Raw genomic sequence first — 20,562 nt, 5'->3', positions numbered from 1 at the left:
TGATGACGCCCGAGGAACTCAAAGCAGCCTGCCTGGCCTTCAACGGTGCCGAGGAGACCTTCCCGTTCGGCCCGGAGACCTCGGTCTTCAAGGTCGGCGGGAAGATGTTCGCGATCAGCGCGCTGGACGGGGAGCCGCCGTTGCGGGTGAGCCTCAAGTGCGATCCCGAGTTGGCGGTCCGGCTGCGCGCCGAGTACCCCGCGATCACCGGTGGCTGGCACCTCAACAAGCGGCACTGGAACACCGTGGTGCTGGACGGCTCGGTGCCGCGGCGGCTGGTCGACGAGATGATCGAGGACTCCTACGACCTGATCGTCGCCCAGCTGCCGCGCCGTCAGCGGCTGGCCCTCGACTGGCCGGGGGAGCACCGCCCCAAGGCGCAGTGACGGGTCCTGCCGAGGGCTTGACGTGGCATGTCAGGGGCGGGATGGTGAGTACTTGGATCATCTGACATGTAACGTGTGCAATGGCACAACTGGAGAGGGGCGCCCCGGTGGAGCTCGAGCTTCGGCACCTGCGGGTGCTGTGCGCCATCGCCGACACCGGCAGCGTGGGCCGGGCCGCCGCGCAGCTCGGCTCCTCGCAGCCCGCCACCAGCACCCAACTGCGCCGGATCGAGCGGCACCTGGGCGCGCCGCTGTTCGAGCGCACCACCTCCGGGGTGGCGCCGACCGGATTCGGGGCCGAGGTGCTGGCGGCCGCCCGCGAGGTGCTGGCCCGGGCCGACTGCCTGGGGCGCCGTTCGGTCGACGAGACCGCGGCCGGCCGCCGGGAGCTGCGGCTGGCCGCCACCAACTCGCCGGTGCTGCCCGGGATGCTGTCCCGGCTCCGCAGCCAGCTGCCGGAGCTCCAGGTGACGGTCAGCAGCGTCTACCGCTCCTCCGACATCGTCGACCTGCTGGAGCAGGGGGTGCTGGACGCCGCGATCGCCGTCGACTACCCGGGGATGGAGCTGCGGCACTCCGACGCGGTGGCGTACCGGGGCATCGTCACCGAGCCGACCTTCGTGGCGCTGGCCGCCGGGCACCGGCTGCGGCACCGCACCGAGGTGGCGCTCGCCGACCTGGCCGAGGAGCCCTGGTTCGTCACCCCCGACGACGGCGCCGGCTGGCCGGGGGTCTTCTTCTCCGCCTGCAGCGCCGCCGGATTCAGTCCCGCGGCGGTGCACGAGTTCCTCGGCGACCGGCTGGAGCTCCAGGACATGATCGCGGCCGGGCTCGGCGTCTCCACCGTGCAGGCGACCACCAAGCCGCAGTCCGCCGTGGTGATCAAGGCGCTGGCAGGCACCCCGCTCTGGACCCGGTACCTGCTGGCCTGGCGGTCCGCGACGGTCGGCGGCGAGCTGGTCGAGACGCTGTTCGGCGCCGCGACCGCCGCCTACCGCGAACTGATCGCCGGTTCACCGCACTTCCAGGCCTGGGCCGCCCGCACCTACCGAGGCGCCCGCCCGTGAATCCGCCCCGCTGTTATGGCAGTCGGCCACAAGGTCATATGACCTGTCACATTGCACACTCCTTCGTCGACTGACAAGCTTCACGTCAATTCCCCCCAAGCCTCGCCTGATTGCTCAGCAGTGAGTCGACCCCCACTCAGGAGAAGGACCAGCAGTGCGACTGCGCATACCCCTCCCCACCCTCATGTCCGGCCTCGTCGCCGGCTGTGCCACCGCGGCCTGTCTGCTGCCGGCGCCGGCGGCCTTCGCCGCCCCCGGCCCGGCCACCGCCAAGCAGGCCGCCAACACCTCGCCCGCTGCCCCCAAGCCGCTCGGTGCCACCCTCCCCGCCGCCAACCCCAGCGCCACTGAGGAGTTCGCCCCAGCGGCACTTCCGCTGTCGCGCGATCAACTGGCCCAGCCGCAGCAGACCCTGGCGACCGGCGCCGTCGCGGCCCAGTCCACCCAGTCTGTCCAGTCGCCGGCCGTGAAGCCGAATGCCGGCCGCGCCGCGGCGAGTTGCTCCCCGTCCGACTTCGGCAGCCGCAGCGGCAGCGCGCTGGTCTCCTTCATCGAGGGCTCGACCTCCGACTGCGTCAACACGCTGTTCAACACCACCGGCACCGACGCGGGCAACATCTTCAAGGAATCGCAGATGCTGACCGTCGCCAACGCCTACCAGGCGCTGGCGGCCCACTACACCGGTGACGACTCCACCGGCATCTGGCAGTTGGAGCTCTTCCTCCGCGCCGGCTGGTACGTGCAGTCCAACAACGCGGCCGCCGTGGGCGGCTACGACGCGGCGCTGACGGCCGCCAACAAGGCGGCGCTGGACGCCTTCTTCGGCAGCGCGCACTGGAAGGACGTCACCGCCGCCAACGCGCCGGTGCTCTACGACGCGCTGGTGATGACCGACAGCGCCAACCTCCAGGCGTCCTACCTGAACACCTACAAGCAGGTGCTGACCGGCTACAACAGCTCCTACGACGCCGTCGCCGGCATGGACAAGGCCGTCAACTCGGTGCTGTTCGCGCCGCTGTGGCGCGGCAACTGGAACCCGGACTTCGTCAACGCCGTCACCGCGGACCCGAGCGTCTTCAGCGCCATGTCGAGCTTCGCGACCACCAACAAGGGCATGGCCGCCGGTCCGAACGGCAACCTCGTGGTGAACGCCGGCAACGACCTCGGTCGGGCCGCCGGTGACGGCGGCGCCGCCGGGGCGGCCGCCGGGCAGCAGGTGAAGGCGGTGCTCGACGCCACCCCGATCACCGGCGCGACCGGCCCGCTCTACGTGCACACGGCCTACGACGCCAACCTGTACGACGCGTCCCACTGCTCGGTCTACGGCACCTGCGACCTGCCGGCCAAGCTGACCGCCGCGGTGCTGCCGAACCAGCTGGTCTGCGACAACCGCACCCTGCAGACCGAGAACCTCACCGCCGACGAGCTCAACACGGTCTGCACCAGCCTGCGGGGCGAGGACGGCTTCTTCCACAACCTGGTCAAGGACAGCGGCGCGGTCAACCCGTACGACAAGACCGTCACCTTCGGGATCTTCGCCAACCAGGCCGACTACCTGACCTACTCCTGGGCGATCTTCGGGAACTCGACCGACAACGGCGGCCAGACCGTCATGGACCCGACGGACCCGAACAACCAGGCCGTCACGGTGATGTACCGCAAGTCGTGGAACGACAGCTTCCCCGCCAACGTGTGGAACCTCAACCACGAGTACACCCACTACCTCGACAACATCTACGACACCAAGGGCAACTTCGGCACCTTCACCTCCGTGCCGAACATCTGGTGGATCGAGGGCGTCGCCGAGTACGAGTCCTACAGCTACCGCGGCCTCACCGACACCCAGGCGATGGCCGAGGCGGCCAAGCACACCTACAAGCTCAGCACGATCTTCCAGAACACCTACGGCAACTCGGACTCGGTGCGCACCTACCCCTGGGGCTACCTGGCCGTCCGCTACATGTTCGAGAAGCACCCCGCCGACGTCGCGAACATGCTGGGCCACTTCCGCACCGGCGACTACCAGGGCGCCTACGCGGTCTACAACAACCTGGGCACCTCCTACGACGCCGACTTCGACAGCTGGCTGACCAGCTGCGCCGCCGGCGCCTGCTACGCCAACGGCCCGACGGCCCTGTTCGGCTCGGCCGTCAACGGCGCCACGGTCAGCCTGACCGACAAGTCCGTGCAGACCGGCGGGGGCACCATCACCGCCTGGCACTGGACCTTCGGTGACGGCAGCACCTCGGACCAGCAGAACCCGGTCCACACCTACACGGCGGCCGGCACCTACACCGTCGCCCTGACCGTCACCGACAACACCGGCCGGACCGCCAGCACCCCGGCCTCGGTGACCGTGACCACCGCCGGCCCGGTCACCCTGCCGACCTGCACCGACCCACGCACCGACGCGATGGGCCAGAACTGCTCCCGGTCCAACCGCTCCGAGGCCGCCGGCAACAACGACTACCTGTACGTCTACCTGCCGGCCGGCACCACCAGCCTGAAGGTCTCCACCTCCGGCGGCACCGGCACCGCGGCCCTCTACTACAACGACAGCACCTGGGCCACCCCGGCCGTCTTCACGGCCTCCTCCACCAACCCCGGCACCGCCCAGACCCTCACCGTCACCAACCCGACGGCCGGCTACCACTACCTGACCCTGCACGCCGTCACCGACTTCAGCGGAGTCACCGTCAGCACCCAGTTCTGACGACTCTCAAGGACGCCCGGCCGGGCCCCGCCGACAGCGGGCCCGACCGGGCGTCCTGGTGCCTGCTCCGCGGCGGCGGGCGCCTCAGCGGACCACCGGGATGAAGCTCATCATGCCCTTGTCCTCGTGGGCCGCGATGTGGCAGTGGAACAGCCAGTCGCCCGGGTAGTCGGTGAAGGCGATCCGGATCACCACCTGGCCGTTCTCGCCGCCCACCGCGCGGTCGACGACCACGGTGTCCTGGCGATGGCCGTACGGCTGGGCGGTGCCGTTGACGGACATGACCTGGAAGGTGCCGGTGTGCAGGTGGAACGGGTGGTTGATCTCCGTGTAGTTGACGATGGTCCACTCCTCGACGGTGCCCAGCTTGGCGGGCGTGTCGAAGACGGACGAGCCCATCGCGTACTGCTTGGCGTTGAGGTAGTAGGCGCTGCCGTCCGCGGCCTGGGACATGTTCACGGTGCGGCGCTGGGCGATCGGGGCGTTCGACAGGTCGGCGGGGGCGGTGCGGATGCCACCGGTGACCGCGGGCAGCTTGGGTGCCGGGGTGCCGGCGACCTTGACGGTGGCCAGCGTGGTGTCCGGGTACTGGTCGCCCGCCGGGCCGGTGCTGTAGGCGGTGGTGCGCAATGTCGCCGCGCCCGCCTTGGCACCCGCGGTGACCAGCACGTCGTAGCGCTTGCCGGGCGGTAGCAGCAGGGTGTCGGGGGTGCTCACCCGGGCGACCGGGGTGCCGTCCTCGCCGATCACGGTGAACCGGTAGCCGTCCAGCTGCAGTTGGTAGAAGATGTCGGCTCCGGCGTTGACCAGCCGCCACAGCTGGGTCTCGCCCGGCCGCATGGTCAGCACCGGCCGCAGCTGGCCGTTGACCAGGCGGACCGTCGGATTGTTGGAGACGATGCCGCCCTGCACGATGTGGTTTTCGGCGTCGAGTTGGACGTCCTTCAGGACCATGGTGTGCGCGGTGACGGACTGCAGGCCCTTGGGCAGCAGGGTGCGGTCGTCGCCGACGATCAGGGCGCCCGACAGGCCCGCGAAGATCTGGTTCTCCACGTCGCCGGGGACGAAGCCGGAACCGTCCGCCGCCGTGTCCGCCATGTCCGCCATCTTCGTCATGTCCCCGGTGCTCCCCATGTCCGCCAGGTCGGCCGACTTGCCGGGACAGGCGGTGCCCATCGCATGGCTGTGGTACCAGAAGGTGCCGAGCGGATGGTCGGCCGGGATCGCCAGCTTGTAGTCGGTGGTGCCGCCCGCCGCCACGCAGCTGGCCGGGTTGTCCGAGTCGCCGGAGGGGGAGATGTGCAGGCCGTGGAAGTGCAGGCTGGTCGCCACCGGGAGGTGGTTGACCAGCCGGACGGTGATGGTGGAGCCCGGCTTCACCAGCAGGGTCGGGGCCACGAAGGTGCCGGCGTATGACTCGCCGTAGACCGACTTGCCGCCCACCTGGAAGTTGGTCCGGGCCGCGCCCAGCGTGATGGTCAGGGCCCGCTTGGTGTCGGCGGTGACCGGGTCGGCCAGTGGCAGCCCGCTGGTCATCCCCTTCTCCTGGTCCGCGGTGGACGGCGGCGGGGAGTCCGCCGCGCTGCCTGTTGGGCTGTCGGCCATCGCCGCCGTCCCGACCGCCGCCGACAGCGCCAGCGCCAGCGCGGTGAGGGCGTGCAGCATGCGCCGGGTGCGGCGTACGGACCGTCGGCGGGCGGCTGCCGAGCGGGTGGTGTCCTCGGCCATCGGGCCTCCGGTGTGTGAGGGTTGGTACATCGGTCTGTACTCAAACCTCATCGATCGATCGGTGGCGGACAACAGCTGACGGCGAGTCGGGCCGCCATTTGAGTGGCACGCCGCCGTGTCCGACCGCATTGAGCGGATAACCTGACTTTCGGTCAGCACACTGGCGATCGGCCGGACCTCAGCGTCCACGGACATCGAACACCAGGGCGGATCACATGACGGAACTCATGCCAGCAATGCACCGACAAGTCGGCGAAGCGAGCGGCCGACCAGGGCTGCTACGACTGAGGACGGGGGCGGCAGCAGCAGCGAGCCTGCTGCTGTTAGGGCTCCCCAGCCCGGTGCACGCCGTCGAGGCCACCATCTCGGGGAACAACCTGCGGACCGGCTGGGACGCGGCGGAGCCCAACCTGTCGCCGAGTCAGGTGGCCGCGTCGACCTTCGGCCAGCGCTTCTCCACCGCGGTCAACGGCGCGGTGCTGGCGCAGCCGCTGGTCACGGCCAAGAACGTGATCGTCGCCACCGAGAACAACTACGTCTACGGCATCGACCCCGCCAGCGGCAAGGTCAACTGGACCCGCCAGCTCGGCCCGGCCTGGCCCACCTCCGCGGTCAACTGCAACGACCCCGCCAAGCAGACCGGCATCACCAGCACGCCCGTCTACGACCCGGCGTCCAACACCCTCTACGCGGTCGACAAGGCCAACGACGGCTCGGACGTGCAGCATCCGCACTGGTACATGCACGCGATGGACGCCGGAACCGGCGCCGAGCGCGCGGGCTGGCCGGTGACAATCCAGGGCACGCCGACCAACAGTCCCGGCCAGCCGTTCGAACCGTTCCGCTCGGGGCAGCGGCCCGGGCTGCTGCTGATGGGCGGCGCGGTCTACGCCGGGTTCGCCTCGTACTGCGACAACGGTCCGTTCGTCGGCTCGGTGGCCGGGGTGAACACCACCAGCCGCAAGGTCACCCTGTGGTCGACCGAGGCGGGCTCCAGCATCCAGGAGGCCGGGGTCTGGCAGAGCGGCGGCGGGCTGGTCTCGGACGGTCCCGGCCGGATCATCCTCACCACCGGCAATGGCGCCGGCACCGGTGCCTCGCCCACCAAGGGCCCGGGCAACCAGCCCTCGGGGCACCTCGGCGAGTCGGTGGTGCGGCTCGCGGTGAACGCCGACGGCAGCCTGACCGCCAAGGACTTCTTCAGCCCGGTCGACAACCGGTCGCTGGACAGCCACGACTCCGACTTCGACTCGGGCGGACCGGTCGCCCTGCCGGCGGGCTTCGGCACCAAGGCGCACCCGAACCTGCTGGTCCAGGTCGGCAAGGACGGCCGGGTCTTCGTGCTGGACCGGAACAACCTGGGCGGCATGGGGCAGGGCCCGAACGGCGGCGACAACCCGGTCAGCATGGCCGGGCCGTTCGAGGGCATCTGGGGCCACCCCGGCGTCTGGGGCGGTGACGGCGGCTACATCTACACCGTGGCCACCGACACCGGCAACGGCCACTCGCCGCTGCGGGCGCTGAAGTACTCGGTGAACGGCGCCGGCGTGCCGGTCTTCAGCAGCGCGGCGACCAGCAACGAGGGCTTCGGCTACGGCTCCGGCTCGCCCGTGGTCACCTCCAGCGGCAGCAACTCCGGCTCCGCGCTGGTCTGGGCCGTCTGGTCGGGCTCCGGGGTCGGCGGGGTCGGCGGCGAGCTGCGGGTCTACAACGCGCTGCCGGTCAACGGGAGCATGCACCTGATCCGGTCGTTCCCGATCGGCACGGCCGCCAAGTTCGTCTCTCCCGCCACCGACGGCGGCCGGGTCTACGTCGGTACCAGGGACGGCCACCTGGTGGCGTTCGGCAGCCAGTGACCCGACCCGCCGCGGTGCCCGGCCCGCTCAACGAGCAGGCCGGGCACCGCTGTCGGCGGACCTCAGCGGAAGCGCCGGGGCGCCGGGCCCGAAGTGCCCGCCGGGGCCGGTGCGGTGACCAGGTGGTGGTGCGGCGAGAGCCGGCAAGCCGGGTCGGTGGCGGCCGGATCGCCGGTGAACTGGAAGGCCTGGCAGCGGCAGCCGCCGTGGTCCAGCTCGCGCAACTCGCAGCTGCGGCACGGCTCCGGCATCCAGTCGGTGCCCCGGAACCGGTTGAACGCGGGCGAGTCGTGCCAGATCGCCGCCAGCGGCTCGGCCGCCGCGCTGGGTACCAGTAGGCCGGGCAACTGGGCGGCGGCCAGGCAGGGCAGCACGGCGCCGTCGGGGTTGACCACCAGCTGGCGCTCGCCCCAGCCGTCCATGCAGGGCTTGACGGTTCCGCTGTGATGGTCCGCGGCGACCAGGGTGATCTCGATCCGGTCGGCGTGCCGCTCCCGGGCCGCGGCGACGTCCGACTCCGCCTGCCGGACCTGCTCCTCGGTGGGGGCGAGGTGGGCGCGGTTGTGCCAGGCCCAGCCGTAGTACTGGGTGTGCGCGAGCTCGACCCGGTCCGCGCCCAGTGCCACCGCCTGGTCGGCGAGGGCGCCGAGCCGGGCCAGATTGCCCCGGTGCAGCACGGCGTTGACGGTCAGGGGCAGGCCGGCCTCGGTGAACTGCCGTGCCGCGGCCAGCTTCCGGTCATGGGCGGCCAACCCGGCCACGGCATCGGCGCTGCGCGCGTCGGCGTCCTGCAGCGAGAGCTGCACATGGTCCAGGCCCGCGTCCGCGAGCGCCCCGGCCCGCCCGGCGGCGAGGGGAATGCCGCTGGTCACCAGGTTGGTGTAGAGCCCCAGTTGGCGAGCATGAGCCACCAGGTCGACCAGGTCGCGGCGCAACAGCGGTTCGCCGCCGGTGAGATGGATCTGGAGCACGCCCAGCTCGCGGGCCTGGTCGAGGATCCGGAGCCACTGCTCGGTTCGCAACTCATCGCGGTACTTGGCGAGTTCGAGCGGATTGGCGCAGTAGGTGCACTGCAGCGGGCAGCGGTAGGTGAGTTCGGCGATCAGCCCGAGCGGGGCCGGGCGGCGAAGGGGGCCGCCCCCCGGTCCGGCCGCGGTGTGCGGCCGGACCGGGGAGCCGGTGCCGTCCAGGGTGAGCAGGCGGCGCTCGGCGAGGTCGGCGAGCAGGGCGACCACCTCGGCGCCGTCCACCCCGTCGTACTCCTCGCCGAGCCGGGCGGTCAGCCGGGCCGCGTCCCGCCGCCCGTCGCAGTGCCGGAGCACGGCGGCGGCGGTGTCGTTGAGCAGCAGCACGCCCTCGGGGTAGAGCAGCGCGGACTGCTCGCGGACCGGGTCGTGCACCAGTCGAACGCCCTTGCGCAGCCCGGGAAGTACGGCAGCCGGCGCGGCGGTCACCGATCGGCCCCGTAGTCGACCGCGTCCAGCATGGCGCGCAGCACCTCGCACTTGAAGGCCAGGGCGTCGATCGCGGCCTGCTGCTCGGCGGTGGTGGTGCAGTGGTCCAGGACGAGTTCCAGGGTCTGGGCGCTGTCCTTGCGGGCGACCGGGATCCGGTGCTCGAAGTAGGCGTATCCGCCCTCGTCGATCCACGGGTAGTGCGCGCGCCAGGCGGTGACCCGCTCGGCCATGTGGTCGGGCGAGAACATCTCGGTGAGCGCCGCCGCGACGCCGTCGGTCCACGGACGGGTCTGGCAGAAGTGCAGGTAGGCGTTGACGGCGAACCGGGTGCCCCGGGCGACGTGCCGCTCGTCGAGCACCTCGGCGCGGTCGAGGCCGACCGCCTCGGCGAGCACCAGCCAGTCGGCCAGGCCGCCTTCGTCCCCGCTCGGCCCGTCCTGGTAGGCGAGGCGCTGGGACCAGATCCGGCGGACCTCGGGCAGCGGGCAGTTGGCGATGATCGCGGCGTTCTTGCGGGTCAGGACGAGCTGGTAGTACCACCGGTTCGCCACCCAGCGCCGCAACTCCGGTGGCGTGCAGCCACCGGAGTGCAGGCGCAGATGGAACGGGTGGGTGTCCCAGTACCGTTCGCGCAGGTCGAACAGCTTCGCCGCGAACCGCTCGCGGGTCAGCGGTTGCGCCACGGGGTGACCCGGCCGGCGTAGGCGGTGACCTCGGCGCCGGTGCGGTGGCACTCCACCGCCGGGGCCGACCAGCTGGGCTTGGCGCCGGCCGGCTGGGCCGGGGGCGCGGTGGGGGCGGCGGTTTTCGGGGTACGGGTGGCATGCATGGGTGCCTCCTCGGTCAGAGTGGTGTTCAAGAGCCTACGGGCCCTCTGGAACAGGACGCTACGATTCGCGGAAGCCGGCCGCCGGTCCAACCCGCGTGGCGCGATCGGAAACGCCCTCGAACGGGTGATGGGCAGCCGCGGACTTGACGTATGGGCAGGGGCATGGCAAGGCGGGCGACCCCCGCCGGCAACCCCCGCCGGCAACCCTCGCCGGCAACCCCCGCCGGCCTCCGGAAACGAGTGGCCCCGCACCTGCCCGAGTGCCACCCGACGTGTACGAAGCCATTGACCCGAGCCGACGCCGTCGGGAAGGGTTGTTCGATGTGGCGCGGCGGTGGCGGTTTTGATGGAGGCTCAGATGTCCGACGATTCCCAGGAGTTCAGTCTCGCCCTGGTGGGCGGTGGGCCCGGGCGACCTATGCGCTGGAACGGCTCGCCGCCACCGTCGCCCGGCTGGACGGCCGCCGACTCGCCGTCCACGTGTACGAGCTCGGTGGTGAGTTCGGCGCCGGACAGGTGCACAGCACCGAGCAGCCGAACACCAGCTACCTCAACCGGTCCGGCTCCCAGATCGCCTTCGCCGCCGACCACACGGTGGCCGGCGCCGATCCGGTCCGACCCCCCGAGGAGCGCCCGACCCTGCACGAGTGGTGCCGGCAGCGCTTCCAGGCCGACGGTGACGCGGCCTTCGACCTGGAGCCCACCGAGTTGCCGAGGCGGCGTCAACACGGCCAGGCACTCCGGGAGATGTTCGACCGCTACGTCGCCGAGCTGGCCAAGGTGCCCGGGGTCACGGTGACCCTGCACGCCGAGGAGGTCACCGACCTGCCCGCCACCGACGACGGCCGGCTGGACGTGGTCTCCACCTCCGGAGTGCACTGCACCGCGGACCGGGTGCTGCTGGTCACCGGGCACTCCAGCAACGACTGCGCGGGCGAGCCCGGCCCGGAGGCCTACCGCGCCTTCGCACAGCGCACCGGCGCCGGCTATCTGCCGAGCGCCTACCCGCTGCAGCCGCAGCTGTCCCCCCAGGCCCTCGCGGCCGGCAGCACGGTCGGCTGCGCGGGCCTCGGACTGACCGCGATCGACCAGATCCTCTATCTGACCGAGGGCCGCGGCGGGCGCTTCGAAAGCGAGGGCGGCCGGCTCCGCTACCAGGCCGGCGGCTCCGAGCCGGCCACGGTGTACGCGTTCAGCTGGACCGGCTTCCTCCCGCACACCCGTCCGCTGAACCGCAAGGAGCAGCCGCACCAGGGGCGGTTCCTCCACCCCGAGGCGATCGACCGGCTGCGCGCGGCCGGCGGCCGGCCGGCCGAGGACGGCGGTCGCCCGCAGCTCGACTTCGAGTCGCAGGTGATGCCGCTGATCGTGCTGGAAATGGCCGTCGTGCACTACGGCACGCTCTTCGGGCCGACGGCCGTCGACCTGATCGCCGCCGAAGTCGACGACGCCTACCGGCAGTTCCTCGACGGGACGGCCGGTGCCGGCCAGGTCACCCGGCTGCTGCCCGGCGTGGAGCGGGTGGCCGCCCTGGTCGGCGGCAAAATGCGCGACGTGCTGGCCGGCCGCCTGTCGCTCACCGAGGCGGCCAAGGCGGTGCCCGGCTGGGACCCGGCCGAGTCACTGACCCGCTGGCTGACCGTGGTGTTCGGCGCGGACCTGGCCGACACCGTCGAGGTGGACCCCGAGCAGCGGGCCAGGGTGCCGCTGCCGTCCACCTCCCCGTGGCGGCTGTCCACCGAGCCGAGCGCCAACCGGTTCGACTGGGCGACACTGCTGCACCCGGTCCGGCTGCGGCCCGGCTCCACCCAGCACGAGTTCAAGGCCGCCTACCTGGACTTCCTGGACCGCGACCTGCTCTGGGCCAACCAGGGCAACGCCGACAACCCGTACAAGGCGAGCATCGACGGCGTGTGGTGCGACCTGCGGTCCGTCATCAGCCACGCGGTCGACGGGGGCGGGCTGACCGCCGACTCGCACCGGCACTTCCAGAACCAGCACCGGCGCCTGCAGAACAAGCTCTCCGGCGGCACCGCGCCCGAGGTGATGGCCAAGATCCGCGCGCTCATCGAGCACGGCGTGCTGGACGTCTCGGCCGGGCCGCGCGCCGTCGTCCTGTTCGACGAGGACAACGGGCGCTTCACGCTGCACGGCGACGAGACCGCGCTGCGGGCGCCGCTGGACGTGCTGCTCGACAGCAGGGTGCACTCGTTCGACGCCACCCGCGACATCCGGCCGCTCTACCGCAACCTCATCGACCGGGGGCTGGTCCGGCTCTGGCAGCACCGCACGCCCGGCCAGCAGGCCTTCATACCCGGCTACATCGACCTCGACGAGCGGTCCCGGCCGATCGGGCTGGACGGCCGGCCCGTCGACGCCGTCACCGTGCTCGGCCCGCCCGCCGCCTCCCGCCGCACCTACCACTTCGCGGCGCTGCAACCGAACCGCGACGACGTGCTGATGCGCGAGATCGTCGAATGGCTGGACGGGGTCTGGGACGCGCTCGACGCCGCGGAGCGGCCCTGAGAGTGACCGTTCCTCAGCGGGTCGACCGTCCGAGGAGTCTGTGCTGCTACCCCCGGCGGGCGGCCTTGCGGTAGCCGTCCAGGATGTCCTGGCGGAGCAGCAGGCCGAAGCCCGCCGACTCCAGGCGCAGACCGAGTTGGGCCGGTGTCAGGCCGAGGTCGGCGGCGGTGCGGCCGAGGTGCCAGTCGTGCGCGGCCAGGCGGCTGAGCAGATGGGCGCGGCGGACCAGCTTCTCGGAGAGGCGGAAGGTCTTCAGGTAGGCGAGCCGGCCATCGCCGTCGGTGATGGTCTCGCCGATGTGGTTCTCCTGCTTGGGCAGCAGCGGCGGGAGCAGGCGGCTGAGGGTGAACGGGCCCATCCGGTAGACCCGGTGGGCGGTGTACTCGGCATCCAGCAGGCCGGCGGCGAGCAGGGCGTCGTGCGCGGTGCGCCAGTGCTGCGCCTGCTGCTCGGCGGCGGCCCGCAGATCGGCCAGGCCGGTGATGCCGGGGCCCGGGATGCGGGCCCGGAACTCCGTGACCGGGGGCATCAAAGTGGCGTAGTGGTGGACGAGTTCGCCGTAGAGGTCCTGCAGCAGGCTGGGGTGCAGAGCACGGTAGTCGGCCGGGTGCGGCACGACGAAGGCGGCGGCGAGCGCGTCGGCCAGGTAGAGCAGCATTCCGCACTGGCCCGGGTGGATCTCGAAGACCCGCAGGGCGTCGGCCAGTCCGCGGACCTCGCTGCCCAGGTAGGCCTCCTCGGCGCGGGGTGACAGGCCGCCCCGCATCGCCCGCTGGGACCACTCGGACCAGGCGATCGTGGGGCCGCCGAAGTGCAGCGCCAAGTAGCCCTCCAGCGCCAGGTGCTGGGGCAGGAACCGCAGGCGGCCAGGGCCCTCGCGCCGGGCGAGCCGGCGGTGCATCCGCAGCCGCATCGCTGGAAGGGACGGCAAGTCGGGCTTGGGCGGGGTCAGTTGGGTGCCGTAGGCGGCGGCCGAACTGCCGTCGTTGGTCCAGTCGGCGACGAAGGCGTGCGGCACGTAGGAGAAGTACTCGGACCGGCCGCCCAGTTGGGCCACGCCGAGCTCCTGGCCGGGGAAGAGGCGGCGGTGCAGTCGCAGATCGGTGATGGGCTGCTCGCGCAGCAGCGGGACCAGGCGTACCGCGCCCCAGACCTGGGCGGGGCCGGGGGTGAGGCCGGTGAGGGTGAGGCGGGTCATGCGGGGTTCCCGTCGGTGAGGAAGGCCGCGACCCGGTCGGCCAGGTGGGCGCGCAGCTCGGGCAGGCCGGTGCGGCCCTCGGCGAAGCGGGCCAGCTCGACCAGGGCGGGCAGGTCCTCGGCGTCGCGCAGGCCGGCGGTGGGGACGCCGGGGGCCAGCCGGCGGACGTCGAAGTCCTCGGCGTCGTACACCGGGTTGAGGTGGACCACGGCGGTGCGGCCGTGCGGGTCCAGGCGGGTGCGCCAGATCCGCAGGACCTCGGCGGCCAGGCCGGGCGGGGCGTTGTCCCACCCGTCCGAGACGATCAGCAGCCGGTCCGGGGCGGCGTCCAGCGCGTCCAGGATCCGCAGGCCGAGCGGGGTCGGGCCGCTCGGGTGCAGCAGCAGTGCGTCGGTGCGGCCGGAGGTCCAGTGTGCGCGGTACTCGGTGGCCAGTGCCGCGAGCAGGTGGTGGCTGGCCAGCGCGGCGGCCAGCGGGCGGCGGCGCTTCTGGCCGGATCCGTAGCTGGAGAAGCTGTCGTCCAGCACCGCCGCCACCCGCCCCCAACTGCCGCGCAGCGGGCCGGCCGTACGCTCGGCGGCGGCGGTCAGCGCGCCGGTGAGCTCGGCGCGGCGGGCGGTGCGCTCCTCCAGCGGCAGGCCGAGCACATAGGAGGCGAGCCGGGTCAGGGGCATCCGGTCCAGCTCGGCCGACACCGCAGCGGCGCCCAGCGCGCGGGCCGACCCCTGGAGCCGCAGCCGCTCCAGCCGGGTGAGGTTCGGCGCGATCCGCTCCAGGAAGGCGCCGCGCGCGATGCCGTGCTTGGCGGCGAAGCCCTCCGCGACGGTGAAGGGCAGCTCGTAGATCGCCGCCTGCTCGAAGTGGGCGCGGCGCCAGGCGTCGAGCAGCGGCTCCCGATAGCTCGCCGGCTGCTTGGCGCGGAACAGGAAGGGGCCCAACTCCTGATGTGGAGGCGGTAGATGAGCGTGCTTCAAGGCACCCTTCAGGCCGCTGCGGTACTTGACGGCGTCCAGCGCCGGGTCGGGGCGGGCGGCCAGCCAGTCGCGCATGATGGCGCGGGTGCGGCGGTTGTTGACCCGGGCCCGGCGGAGGGCGGCGAACAGGCGGTAGACCCGCTGCGGGGGCAGCAGGGCGAGGCGCCGGGCGATCAACCGGCCCTCGGTGCGGCGCTGTTCGGCGGTGGCCTCGGCGGCGGTGGTCAGCAGATTGCGGACGATCAGCGCCGCGTTGTGGTCGTTGATGTCCAGGGCGAGGGTGGCCGCGTACAACTCGCGGTAGTTGCCGAGCAGATAGGCGTGCAGGAACTCCAGCGAGAGGTGTTGCTCGGCGCCACCGGAGTGGAACTCGCGCTGTCCGGTGGCGGTGATCGCGGCGTTGACGAAGAGCAGCACGTCGTCGGCGGCGATCAGATCCTCGTGAGTCTCCATCACTGTTTCCTGTGCACGGTCTCGGCGTGTTCCGCTTCCCGGGTGGCCGGCCGGGGTGGTGGGGGCACGAACTGCGAATCATTGCGGTAGAAGCAGGTTCCGGAAGTCGCACCGGAGTCCCGCGGCCGGCCGCCTAGACCGTAACAGAGCGCTTCGTCAGTCCGCCGCCGGGTTTTCGGCTCCCGTCGCCCGGTCAGCGGTCACCGGCACAGTGCGGTGTCCACCGCGGTGTCCACGTGGTGGGCGGTCGCGGCATCGGGGAGGGTGGTGACGGCGATGCTGACGGCCCGGCCGTCGTCGGTGGCTCCGCCGCGGGTGTGGTAGCCGGGGATGTCGCCGCCGTGGCCCCAGTAGACGCCGCCGCAGGACAGCGGCACGCTCATCACGCCGAGGCCGTAGCGGGTACCGGCGCCGAGCTTGTCGGCGGGCACAGTGGTGCGCATCTGGGCGAGTTCGGCCGGGGCCAGGAGCTTCCCCGAGAGGAGCGCGCTGAAGAAGCGGTTGATGTCGCTGTCGGTGGAGACGAGCTCGCCCGCGGCCCAGCCGAAGGACGGGTCGAGCTCGGTGACGTCGCGCCAGGGGCCGTCGGCCGTCTCGCGCAGGTAGCCCTCGGGGTGGGGCGCACGCAGGGTCAGCTCCCCGGGGGCGGGCACGTAGGTGTGGCGCAGGCCGATGCGGTCGATGACGCGCTCGGTGATCTCCTCGCCCAGCGGGCGGCCGGTGACCTTCTCGATGATCAGGCCCGCGACGATGTAGTTGGTGTTGGAGTAGTTCCATGCGGTGCCGGGGGCGAACTCGGCCTTGCGGGCCAGGGCTTGGTCGAGCAAGTCCCGGGGCTCGTAGTAGCGCCGCAGGTCGGCCAGGACGGCACCCTGGTCGAGGTAGTCGGGCAGACCACTGGTGTGCTGCAGGAGTTGGCGGACCGTGATGCGGCGGCCGTCGATCCCGTCGCCGCGGAGCAGACCCGGCAGGTAGCTGTCGACCGGCCGGTCCAGGCCGACCTGCCCCTCACCCACGAGTTGGAGCATCACCGTGGCGGTGAACGCCTTGGTGGTGCTGCCGATCCGCACCTGGCCGTCGCGCGGGACCCGTGCCCCGGTGGCCAGATCGCCGACGCCGGCGGTGTAGTCGCGGCTGCGGCCGTCGCGGCCGGTGACGGCCGCCAGCGCGGCGGGCACGCCGTCGTCGCGGACCAGCCCGTTGACGCTCCGCTGGACGGGGTCGGGGGCGGCCGCCAGTGCCGCGGGAGCTTGCAGCCCGGCGGCGGCCAGGGCGATGCCGGCCAGGACCGTCGCGCGTCGACGGGTGGCCCCGGGCTTCGGCTTTGACAGCTTTGACACCTCGAACATGAACAACGACTCCTCCTGGTAATCGGGTTGTCGATGTCCACCTCACCACCGCAGGCGGCGCGGATCGTCGGAGCCGGGAACGAGAACGGGCCTGGGACCAGGGGAGCAGAACGACGGCCGACCAGGACCCTGCTCCCAGAGCGGGCCCGGCGACGCCAGGACCCGCCGCACAGGGGTGGCACGAACGGTAACGGATCTGCCGTCTTCGGAGCTTCCTCGCTGCCACGCCCGACCCGTAGCTTCCTTCAGGGCCGCAGCACGCGGCCTCCAGGGCCCAGGAGCCCGGCGACCCCGCCGGACCGCAGCCGATGGGGCGTCAACTCACCGAATGCCAAAGGAGATCGGTATGCCCAAGAAGAGGGCCGCCTTCGCCGTCACGCTCTGCGCGGCGTTAGGCCTGCTCGCCGCCGCGCCCGGGTCGGCCGAGGCGGCGGGCACGGTGACGTCGCATCACGACCCGCACCAGCTCAAGCCGAAGACGCAGCACGCCGCCCCGGCCGTCATCACCGGCGCGATGTCCAACCACGGCGGCCCGGTGCAGTCCGCGCCGCAGATCTACGTGGACTACTGGGGCTGGGGAGCCGACCCGAGCGGTGAGCAGGCCTACCTGAACCGGTTCCTGTCGTCGATCGGCGGCAACCCGTGGCTGGCCACCGTCAACCAGTACGGCGGCGGCTCGTCGCCGGTGCTGGCCGGCACCTGGTCGGACCCGGCCGCGATCCCGGCCAGCCCGAGCGACGCCCAGATCCAGGCCGAGGCGGGGGCCGCCGCGCTCCACTTCGCCACCGGCAACTCGGTGAACGTAGAGATCGTGGTGGCCACCCCGACCGGCCACTCGACCCCCGGCTTCGGCACCCAGTACTGCGCGTACCACGGCGCCATCGCCGGGCTGCCGAACGTGACCTACACCGACCTGCCGTACATGTCCGACGCCGGCTCGAACTGCGGCGCGGGCTCGGTCACCGGCTCGGCCCTGGACGGCGTCAGCATCGTCGAGGGCCACGAGATGGCCGAGACCATCACCGACCCGCTGCTCAACGCCTGGTACGACGCGGGCAACAACGAGATCGGCGACAAGTGCGCCTGGACCGGCCTCGGCACCGTCACCACCTCGGCGGGAACCTTCGCGATGCAGCCGCTGTGGAGCAACAGCGCCAACAACTGCGTGATGAGCGCGCCCAACATGCTGACCGCGGGGTCGTTCGAGCAGAACACCACCGGCTGGCAGCGACTGGTGCCGCCCGGCGGGATCGTGAACTGGGCCAACTACAACACGGCCGCCGGAGCTCCGGCACCCGCCCATGACGGCACCGGCTACCTGGCGTTCAACACCAACATCGGCGGCGGCTCGGTCTACCAGGACATCCCGGTCAACGTCGGGGCCGGCGCGTCGTACACGGCGTCGGTGTGGCTGTCGTCGCAGTCCGGGGGCGCGAGCGGGTCGTTCTGCCTCTGGGGACTGGGTGCCACCAACACCAACACCTGCGTCCCCTACAACGTGAACTCCAGCAGCGGCTACCAGTACTTCCAGATCTCGTACACCGCGCCGCAGCCGGTCTCCACACTGCGGTTCCAGGTCTACCCGGCCGTCAACGGCGGGACGACGGACATGGACACCGCCGGCGTGGTCCGGATCGGGTGATCTCAGGGGTGAGGTGACACCGATCGTATGAGGAGGGTGGTCGTGGGATGCCACGGCCACCCTCGACCGGTCCGGCCGCCGCGGGCCGGCTCAGCCGGCGTGGCGCTGGCCGCGGAGCTGACCGGCCGTCCGGCCGGTGCGGGTGCGCAGCAGCATCCGCAGGGTGCTGGCGGTCTCGTAGCCGACCCGGCGGGCGATGACGTCGATCGGCTCGTCGGTGCTGCGGAGCAGATGGGTGGCCTGCTCGATCCGCAGGTCCTGGATGAAGCGCACCGGTGAGATGCCGAGGACGGACTGGGTGCGGCGCTGCAGGGTCCGCTTGCTGACACCGATGGCGTGGGCGGCGTCCGTGAGGGTCACCGGCCGGTTGAGGTGGCAGCGGACCCAGGCCTCGAACGCGGCGGTGGTGGCATCCCGGTCCGCGAGGGCGGTGGGCATGGAGTGGGTGGCCTGGGTGGGGCGCTCCTCGATGATGAGCCTCTCGGCGACGAGGTCGCTCAGGCTCGGGCTGCTCCGGCGGACCAGGGAGAGGGCGAGGTCCACGGCACTGAAGGCCGCGCCGGCCGTCGTGATGCCGTCGCTGTGGGTGACCATGCGCTGCTCGTCGAGTGCCACCTGCGGGTAGCGCTCGCGGAACAGGGGGGCCAACTGCCAGGCCGTGGTGGCCCGCAGGCCGTCCAGGACGCCGCTGTCGGCGAGCAGGAAGGTACTGGTGCACGCGCCGGCGAGCTGGGCGCCGCGGACCCGGGTCCGGGCCACCAGCTCACGCGCCCGGGCGGTGCCCTCGCTCTCCAGCCACGGCGCCAGACCGTGCGGGAAGGGCGTGGAGACGGCCGGGATGAGCAGCAGGTCGCAGTCGGCCGCTCGGGCGACCGGCTCCGTGCCGACCAGGAGTCCGCAGGAGGTGCGCACCGTGCTGGTGAAGCCGACCCGGGTGAGATCCCAGGGCGGCGGGGGCTGGGGAATGCACCCGCGCAGATTGTTGGCGGTCTTGAACACGTCCAGGACGGCCGTCAGTCCGGAGTCAAACACATCGTCAAGAACGAGCACGGCGATCCGCATGCGCGAACGGTATCGGAATCGCCGCTCCCCGTAACCGTTCCGTCTCGGACAGTTGAACGCCGGTGCCCGCCGGGCCGGTGGGTCGCTACGTTTCCCAGGCCGCCCGTGGCGCGCTGACTAAGCGCTTGCTTAGAATCGGCCCGCAGGGACACCGAAGCCCCACCGCCCAGTCGCCCAGGAGGCGCCATGTCGTCCACCGTGAACCGCCAGATCCGCCTCGCCCGCCGCCCCGTGGGCGACGTCGGGCCCGACGACTGGGAGCACGTCACCGAGGCGGCCGCGGCCCCCGGCGCGGGCCGGTTCGCCGGCCGCACCCGCTACATCTCCCTGGACCCGGCGATGCGCGGCTGGCTCGACGACCGTCCCTCCTACCTGCCGCCCGTCGGCATCGGCGAGGTGATGCGCGCGGCCTCGATCGTCGAGGTCACCGAGTCCGACCATCCGGACTTCCAGGTCGGCGACCTGGTCACCGGCGCCTTCGGCGTCCAGGAGCGGGTGGTCTCCGACGGCCGGGGCGCCCTGAAGATCGACCCGGCCGCCGCCTCGCCCTCGACCTACCTGGGTGCCCTCGGCATGCCGGGCCTGACGGCCTACTTCGGGCTGCTGGACGTCGGGGCGCTCAAGGACGGCGACACCGTGGTGGTCTCCGGGGCCGCCGGGGCGGTCGGCAGCATGGTCGGCCAGATCGCCAAGGCCAAGGGCTGCCGGGTGATCGGCATCGCCGGCGGTGCCGAGAAGTGCGCCCTGCTGACCGGCGAACTCGGTTTCGACGCCGCGATCGACTACCGCACGGAGAACGTCCGCAAGGCTCTGCGCACTCACGCGCCCGACGGCATCGACGTGTACTTCGACAACGTCGGCGGCGACGTCCTGGACGCGGCCCTGGCCAACCTGGCCAGGCACGCCCGGGTGGTGATCTGCGGCGCCATCAGCCAGTACAACACCACCACCGGCGTCCAGGGCCCTGCCAACTACCTTGCCCTGCTGGTCGCGCGCGCCAGGATGGAGGGCTTCGTGATCTTCGACTACGCCCCGCGCTTCACCGAGGCCGCCCGGGAGATCGGCGGCTGGATCGCCGCCGGTCGCATCAAGGTGCTGGAGCACGTGGTGAAGGGGACCGTGGACGACTTCCCGGCGACCCTGCAGATGCTGTTCCGGGGCGAGAACACCGGGAAGCTCGTCCTCGAACTCGACTGACGGTCCGTCACCGACCGCTGTCGGCGTCGGCCGCTGTGCTCAATGCTCACAGCGAACAGGCCTCGCCGACAGCGAATTCCCCCTGAGTCGGGCCGGAACCGGAGCGGTCGGCGGCTACTGTCGGG

General features: G+C 71.9%; 15 protein-coding genes. 7 read left to right on the top strand and 8 right to left on the bottom strand.

The genetic code is table 11. The annotated features are described in order from the left end of the window. The first annotated feature begins 2 nt into the window (after positions 1–2). The 3 genes from E6W39_RS04160 to E6W39_RS04150 all read left to right on the top strand — a co-directional run bounded on the left by E6W39_RS04160 (position 3) and on the right by E6W39_RS04150 (position 4,166). Positions 3–386 (top strand): MmcQ/YjbR family DNA-binding protein, encoded by a 384-nt coding sequence (locus E6W39_RS04160; RefSeq protein ID WP_141637531.1) that lies wholly within the window; start codon positions 3–5, stop codon positions 384–386. 107 nt (positions 387–493) lie between these two features. Continuing rightward, positions 494–1,453 (top strand): LysR family transcriptional regulator, encoded by a 960-nt coding sequence (locus tag E6W39_RS04155; RefSeq protein WP_141632313.1) that lies wholly within the window; start codon positions 494–496, stop codon positions 1,451–1,453. Between the two features lie 154 nt (positions 1,454–1,607). After that, positions 1,608–4,166, top strand: a complete 2,559-nt coding sequence (locus E6W39_RS04150) for a collagenase (RefSeq protein WP_141632312.1) — start codon at positions 1,608–1,610, stop codon at positions 4,164–4,166. Positions 4,167–4,250: 84 nt separating this feature from the next. Here the strand turns inward: E6W39_RS04150 and E6W39_RS04145 are convergent, their stop codons facing one another. Further along, a complete protein-coding gene (locus E6W39_RS04145; RefSeq protein ID WP_220140157.1) occupies positions 4,251–5,894 on the bottom strand; it encodes a multicopper oxidase family protein in 1,644 nt (547 codons plus the stop codon). A 341-nt stretch (positions 5,895–6,235) separates the two neighbouring features. Here E6W39_RS04145 and E6W39_RS04140 point away from each other — a divergent pair, with 341 nt between their 5' ends. Beyond that, positions 6,236–7,750 carry an outer membrane protein assembly factor BamB family protein gene (locus E6W39_RS04140; protein ID WP_181799090.1) on the top strand — a complete coding sequence of 505 codons (1,515 nt, stop codon included), beginning with the start codon at positions 6,236–6,238 and terminating at the stop codon, positions 7,748–7,750. 62 nt (positions 7,751–7,812) lie between these two features. On the opposite strand, the gene pqqE is transcribed toward E6W39_RS04140, so the two are convergent. From pqqE to pqqA, 3 genes are read right to left on the bottom strand one after another with little or no spacing between them, the layout of a single operon-like run. Further along, on the bottom strand, positions 7,813–9,204 hold the full coding sequence (pqqE, locus tag E6W39_RS04135) for a pyrroloquinoline quinone biosynthesis protein PqqE (RefSeq protein WP_141632310.1): 1,392 nt from the start codon (positions 9,202–9,204) through the stop codon (positions 7,813–7,815). Next, positions 9,201–9,890 (bottom strand): pyrroloquinoline-quinone synthase PqqC, encoded by a 690-nt coding sequence (pqqC, locus tag E6W39_RS04130; protein ID WP_141632309.1) that lies wholly within the window; start codon positions 9,888–9,890, stop codon positions 9,201–9,203. Before pqqC ends, pqqE begins: the two co-directional genes overlap by 4 nt. Then, positions 9,875–10,036 (bottom strand): pyrroloquinoline quinone precursor peptide PqqA, encoded by a 162-nt coding sequence (gene pqqA / locus E6W39_RS04125; RefSeq protein ID WP_141632308.1) that lies wholly within the window; start codon positions 10,034–10,036, stop codon positions 9,875–9,877. The genes pqqC and pqqA overlap by 16 nt, the downstream gene beginning before the upstream one ends. Positions 10,037–10,186: 150 nt before the next feature. On the opposite strand from pqqA, the gene E6W39_RS04120 reads away from it, so the two are divergent. Beyond that, positions 10,187–12,562, top strand: coding sequence for an FAD/NAD(P)-binding protein (locus tag E6W39_RS04120; RefSeq protein WP_141632307.1), 2,376 nt, complete (start codon positions 10,187–10,189; stop codon positions 12,560–12,562). Positions 12,563–12,608: 46 nt separating this feature from the next. Here the strand turns inward: E6W39_RS04120 and E6W39_RS04115 are convergent, their stop codons facing one another. The 3 genes from E6W39_RS04115 to E6W39_RS04105 all read right to left on the bottom strand — a co-directional run bounded on the left by E6W39_RS04115 (position 12,609) and on the right by E6W39_RS04105 (position 16,536). After that, complete coding sequence (locus E6W39_RS04115) at positions 12,609–13,760, bottom strand: ARPP-2 domain-containing protein (protein ID WP_141632306.1); 1,152 nt, start codon at positions 13,758–13,760, stop codon at positions 12,609–12,611. Further along, positions 13,757–15,187, bottom strand: coding sequence for a hypothetical protein (locus E6W39_RS04110; protein ID WP_141632305.1), 1,431 nt, complete (start codon positions 15,185–15,187; stop codon positions 13,757–13,759). Before E6W39_RS04110 ends, E6W39_RS04115 begins: the two co-directional genes overlap by 4 nt. Before the next feature lie 200 nt (positions 15,188–15,387). Further along, the gene (locus tag E6W39_RS04105) at positions 15,388–16,536 is read right to left on the bottom strand and encodes a serine hydrolase domain-containing protein (protein ID WP_141632304.1); all 1,149 of its coding nucleotides are present in this window, start codon (positions 16,534–16,536) and stop codon (positions 15,388–15,390) included. Between the two features lie 346 nt (positions 16,537–16,882). Between E6W39_RS04105 and E6W39_RS04100 the strand changes: the two genes are divergently transcribed. Beyond that, a complete protein-coding gene (locus E6W39_RS04100) occupies positions 16,883–18,178 on the top strand; it encodes a hypothetical protein (protein ID WP_141632303.1) in 1,296 nt (431 codons plus the stop codon). Positions 18,179–18,268: 90 nt separating this feature from the next. Here E6W39_RS04100 and E6W39_RS04095 read toward each other — a convergent pair whose 3' ends face one another. After that, a complete protein-coding gene (locus E6W39_RS04095) occupies positions 18,269–19,240 on the bottom strand; it encodes a GlxA family transcriptional regulator (protein WP_141632302.1) in 972 nt (323 codons plus the stop codon). Between the two features lie 186 nt (positions 19,241–19,426). Here E6W39_RS04095 and E6W39_RS04090 point away from each other — a divergent pair, with 186 nt between their 5' ends. Beyond that, positions 19,427–20,437, top strand: coding sequence for an NADP-dependent oxidoreductase (locus E6W39_RS04090; protein WP_181799088.1), 1,011 nt, complete (start codon positions 19,427–19,429; stop codon positions 20,435–20,437). The last annotated feature ends 125 nt before the right edge of the window (positions 20,438–20,562 follow it).

This window comes from Kitasatospora acidiphila, assembly GCF_006636205.1.
GTDB lineage: Bacteria > Actinomycetota > Actinomycetes > Streptomycetales > Streptomycetaceae > Kitasatospora > Kitasatospora acidiphila.
The sequence above is the reverse complement of the archived record's forward strand: the minus strand, read 5'-3'. Positions and strand labels throughout refer to the sequence as shown.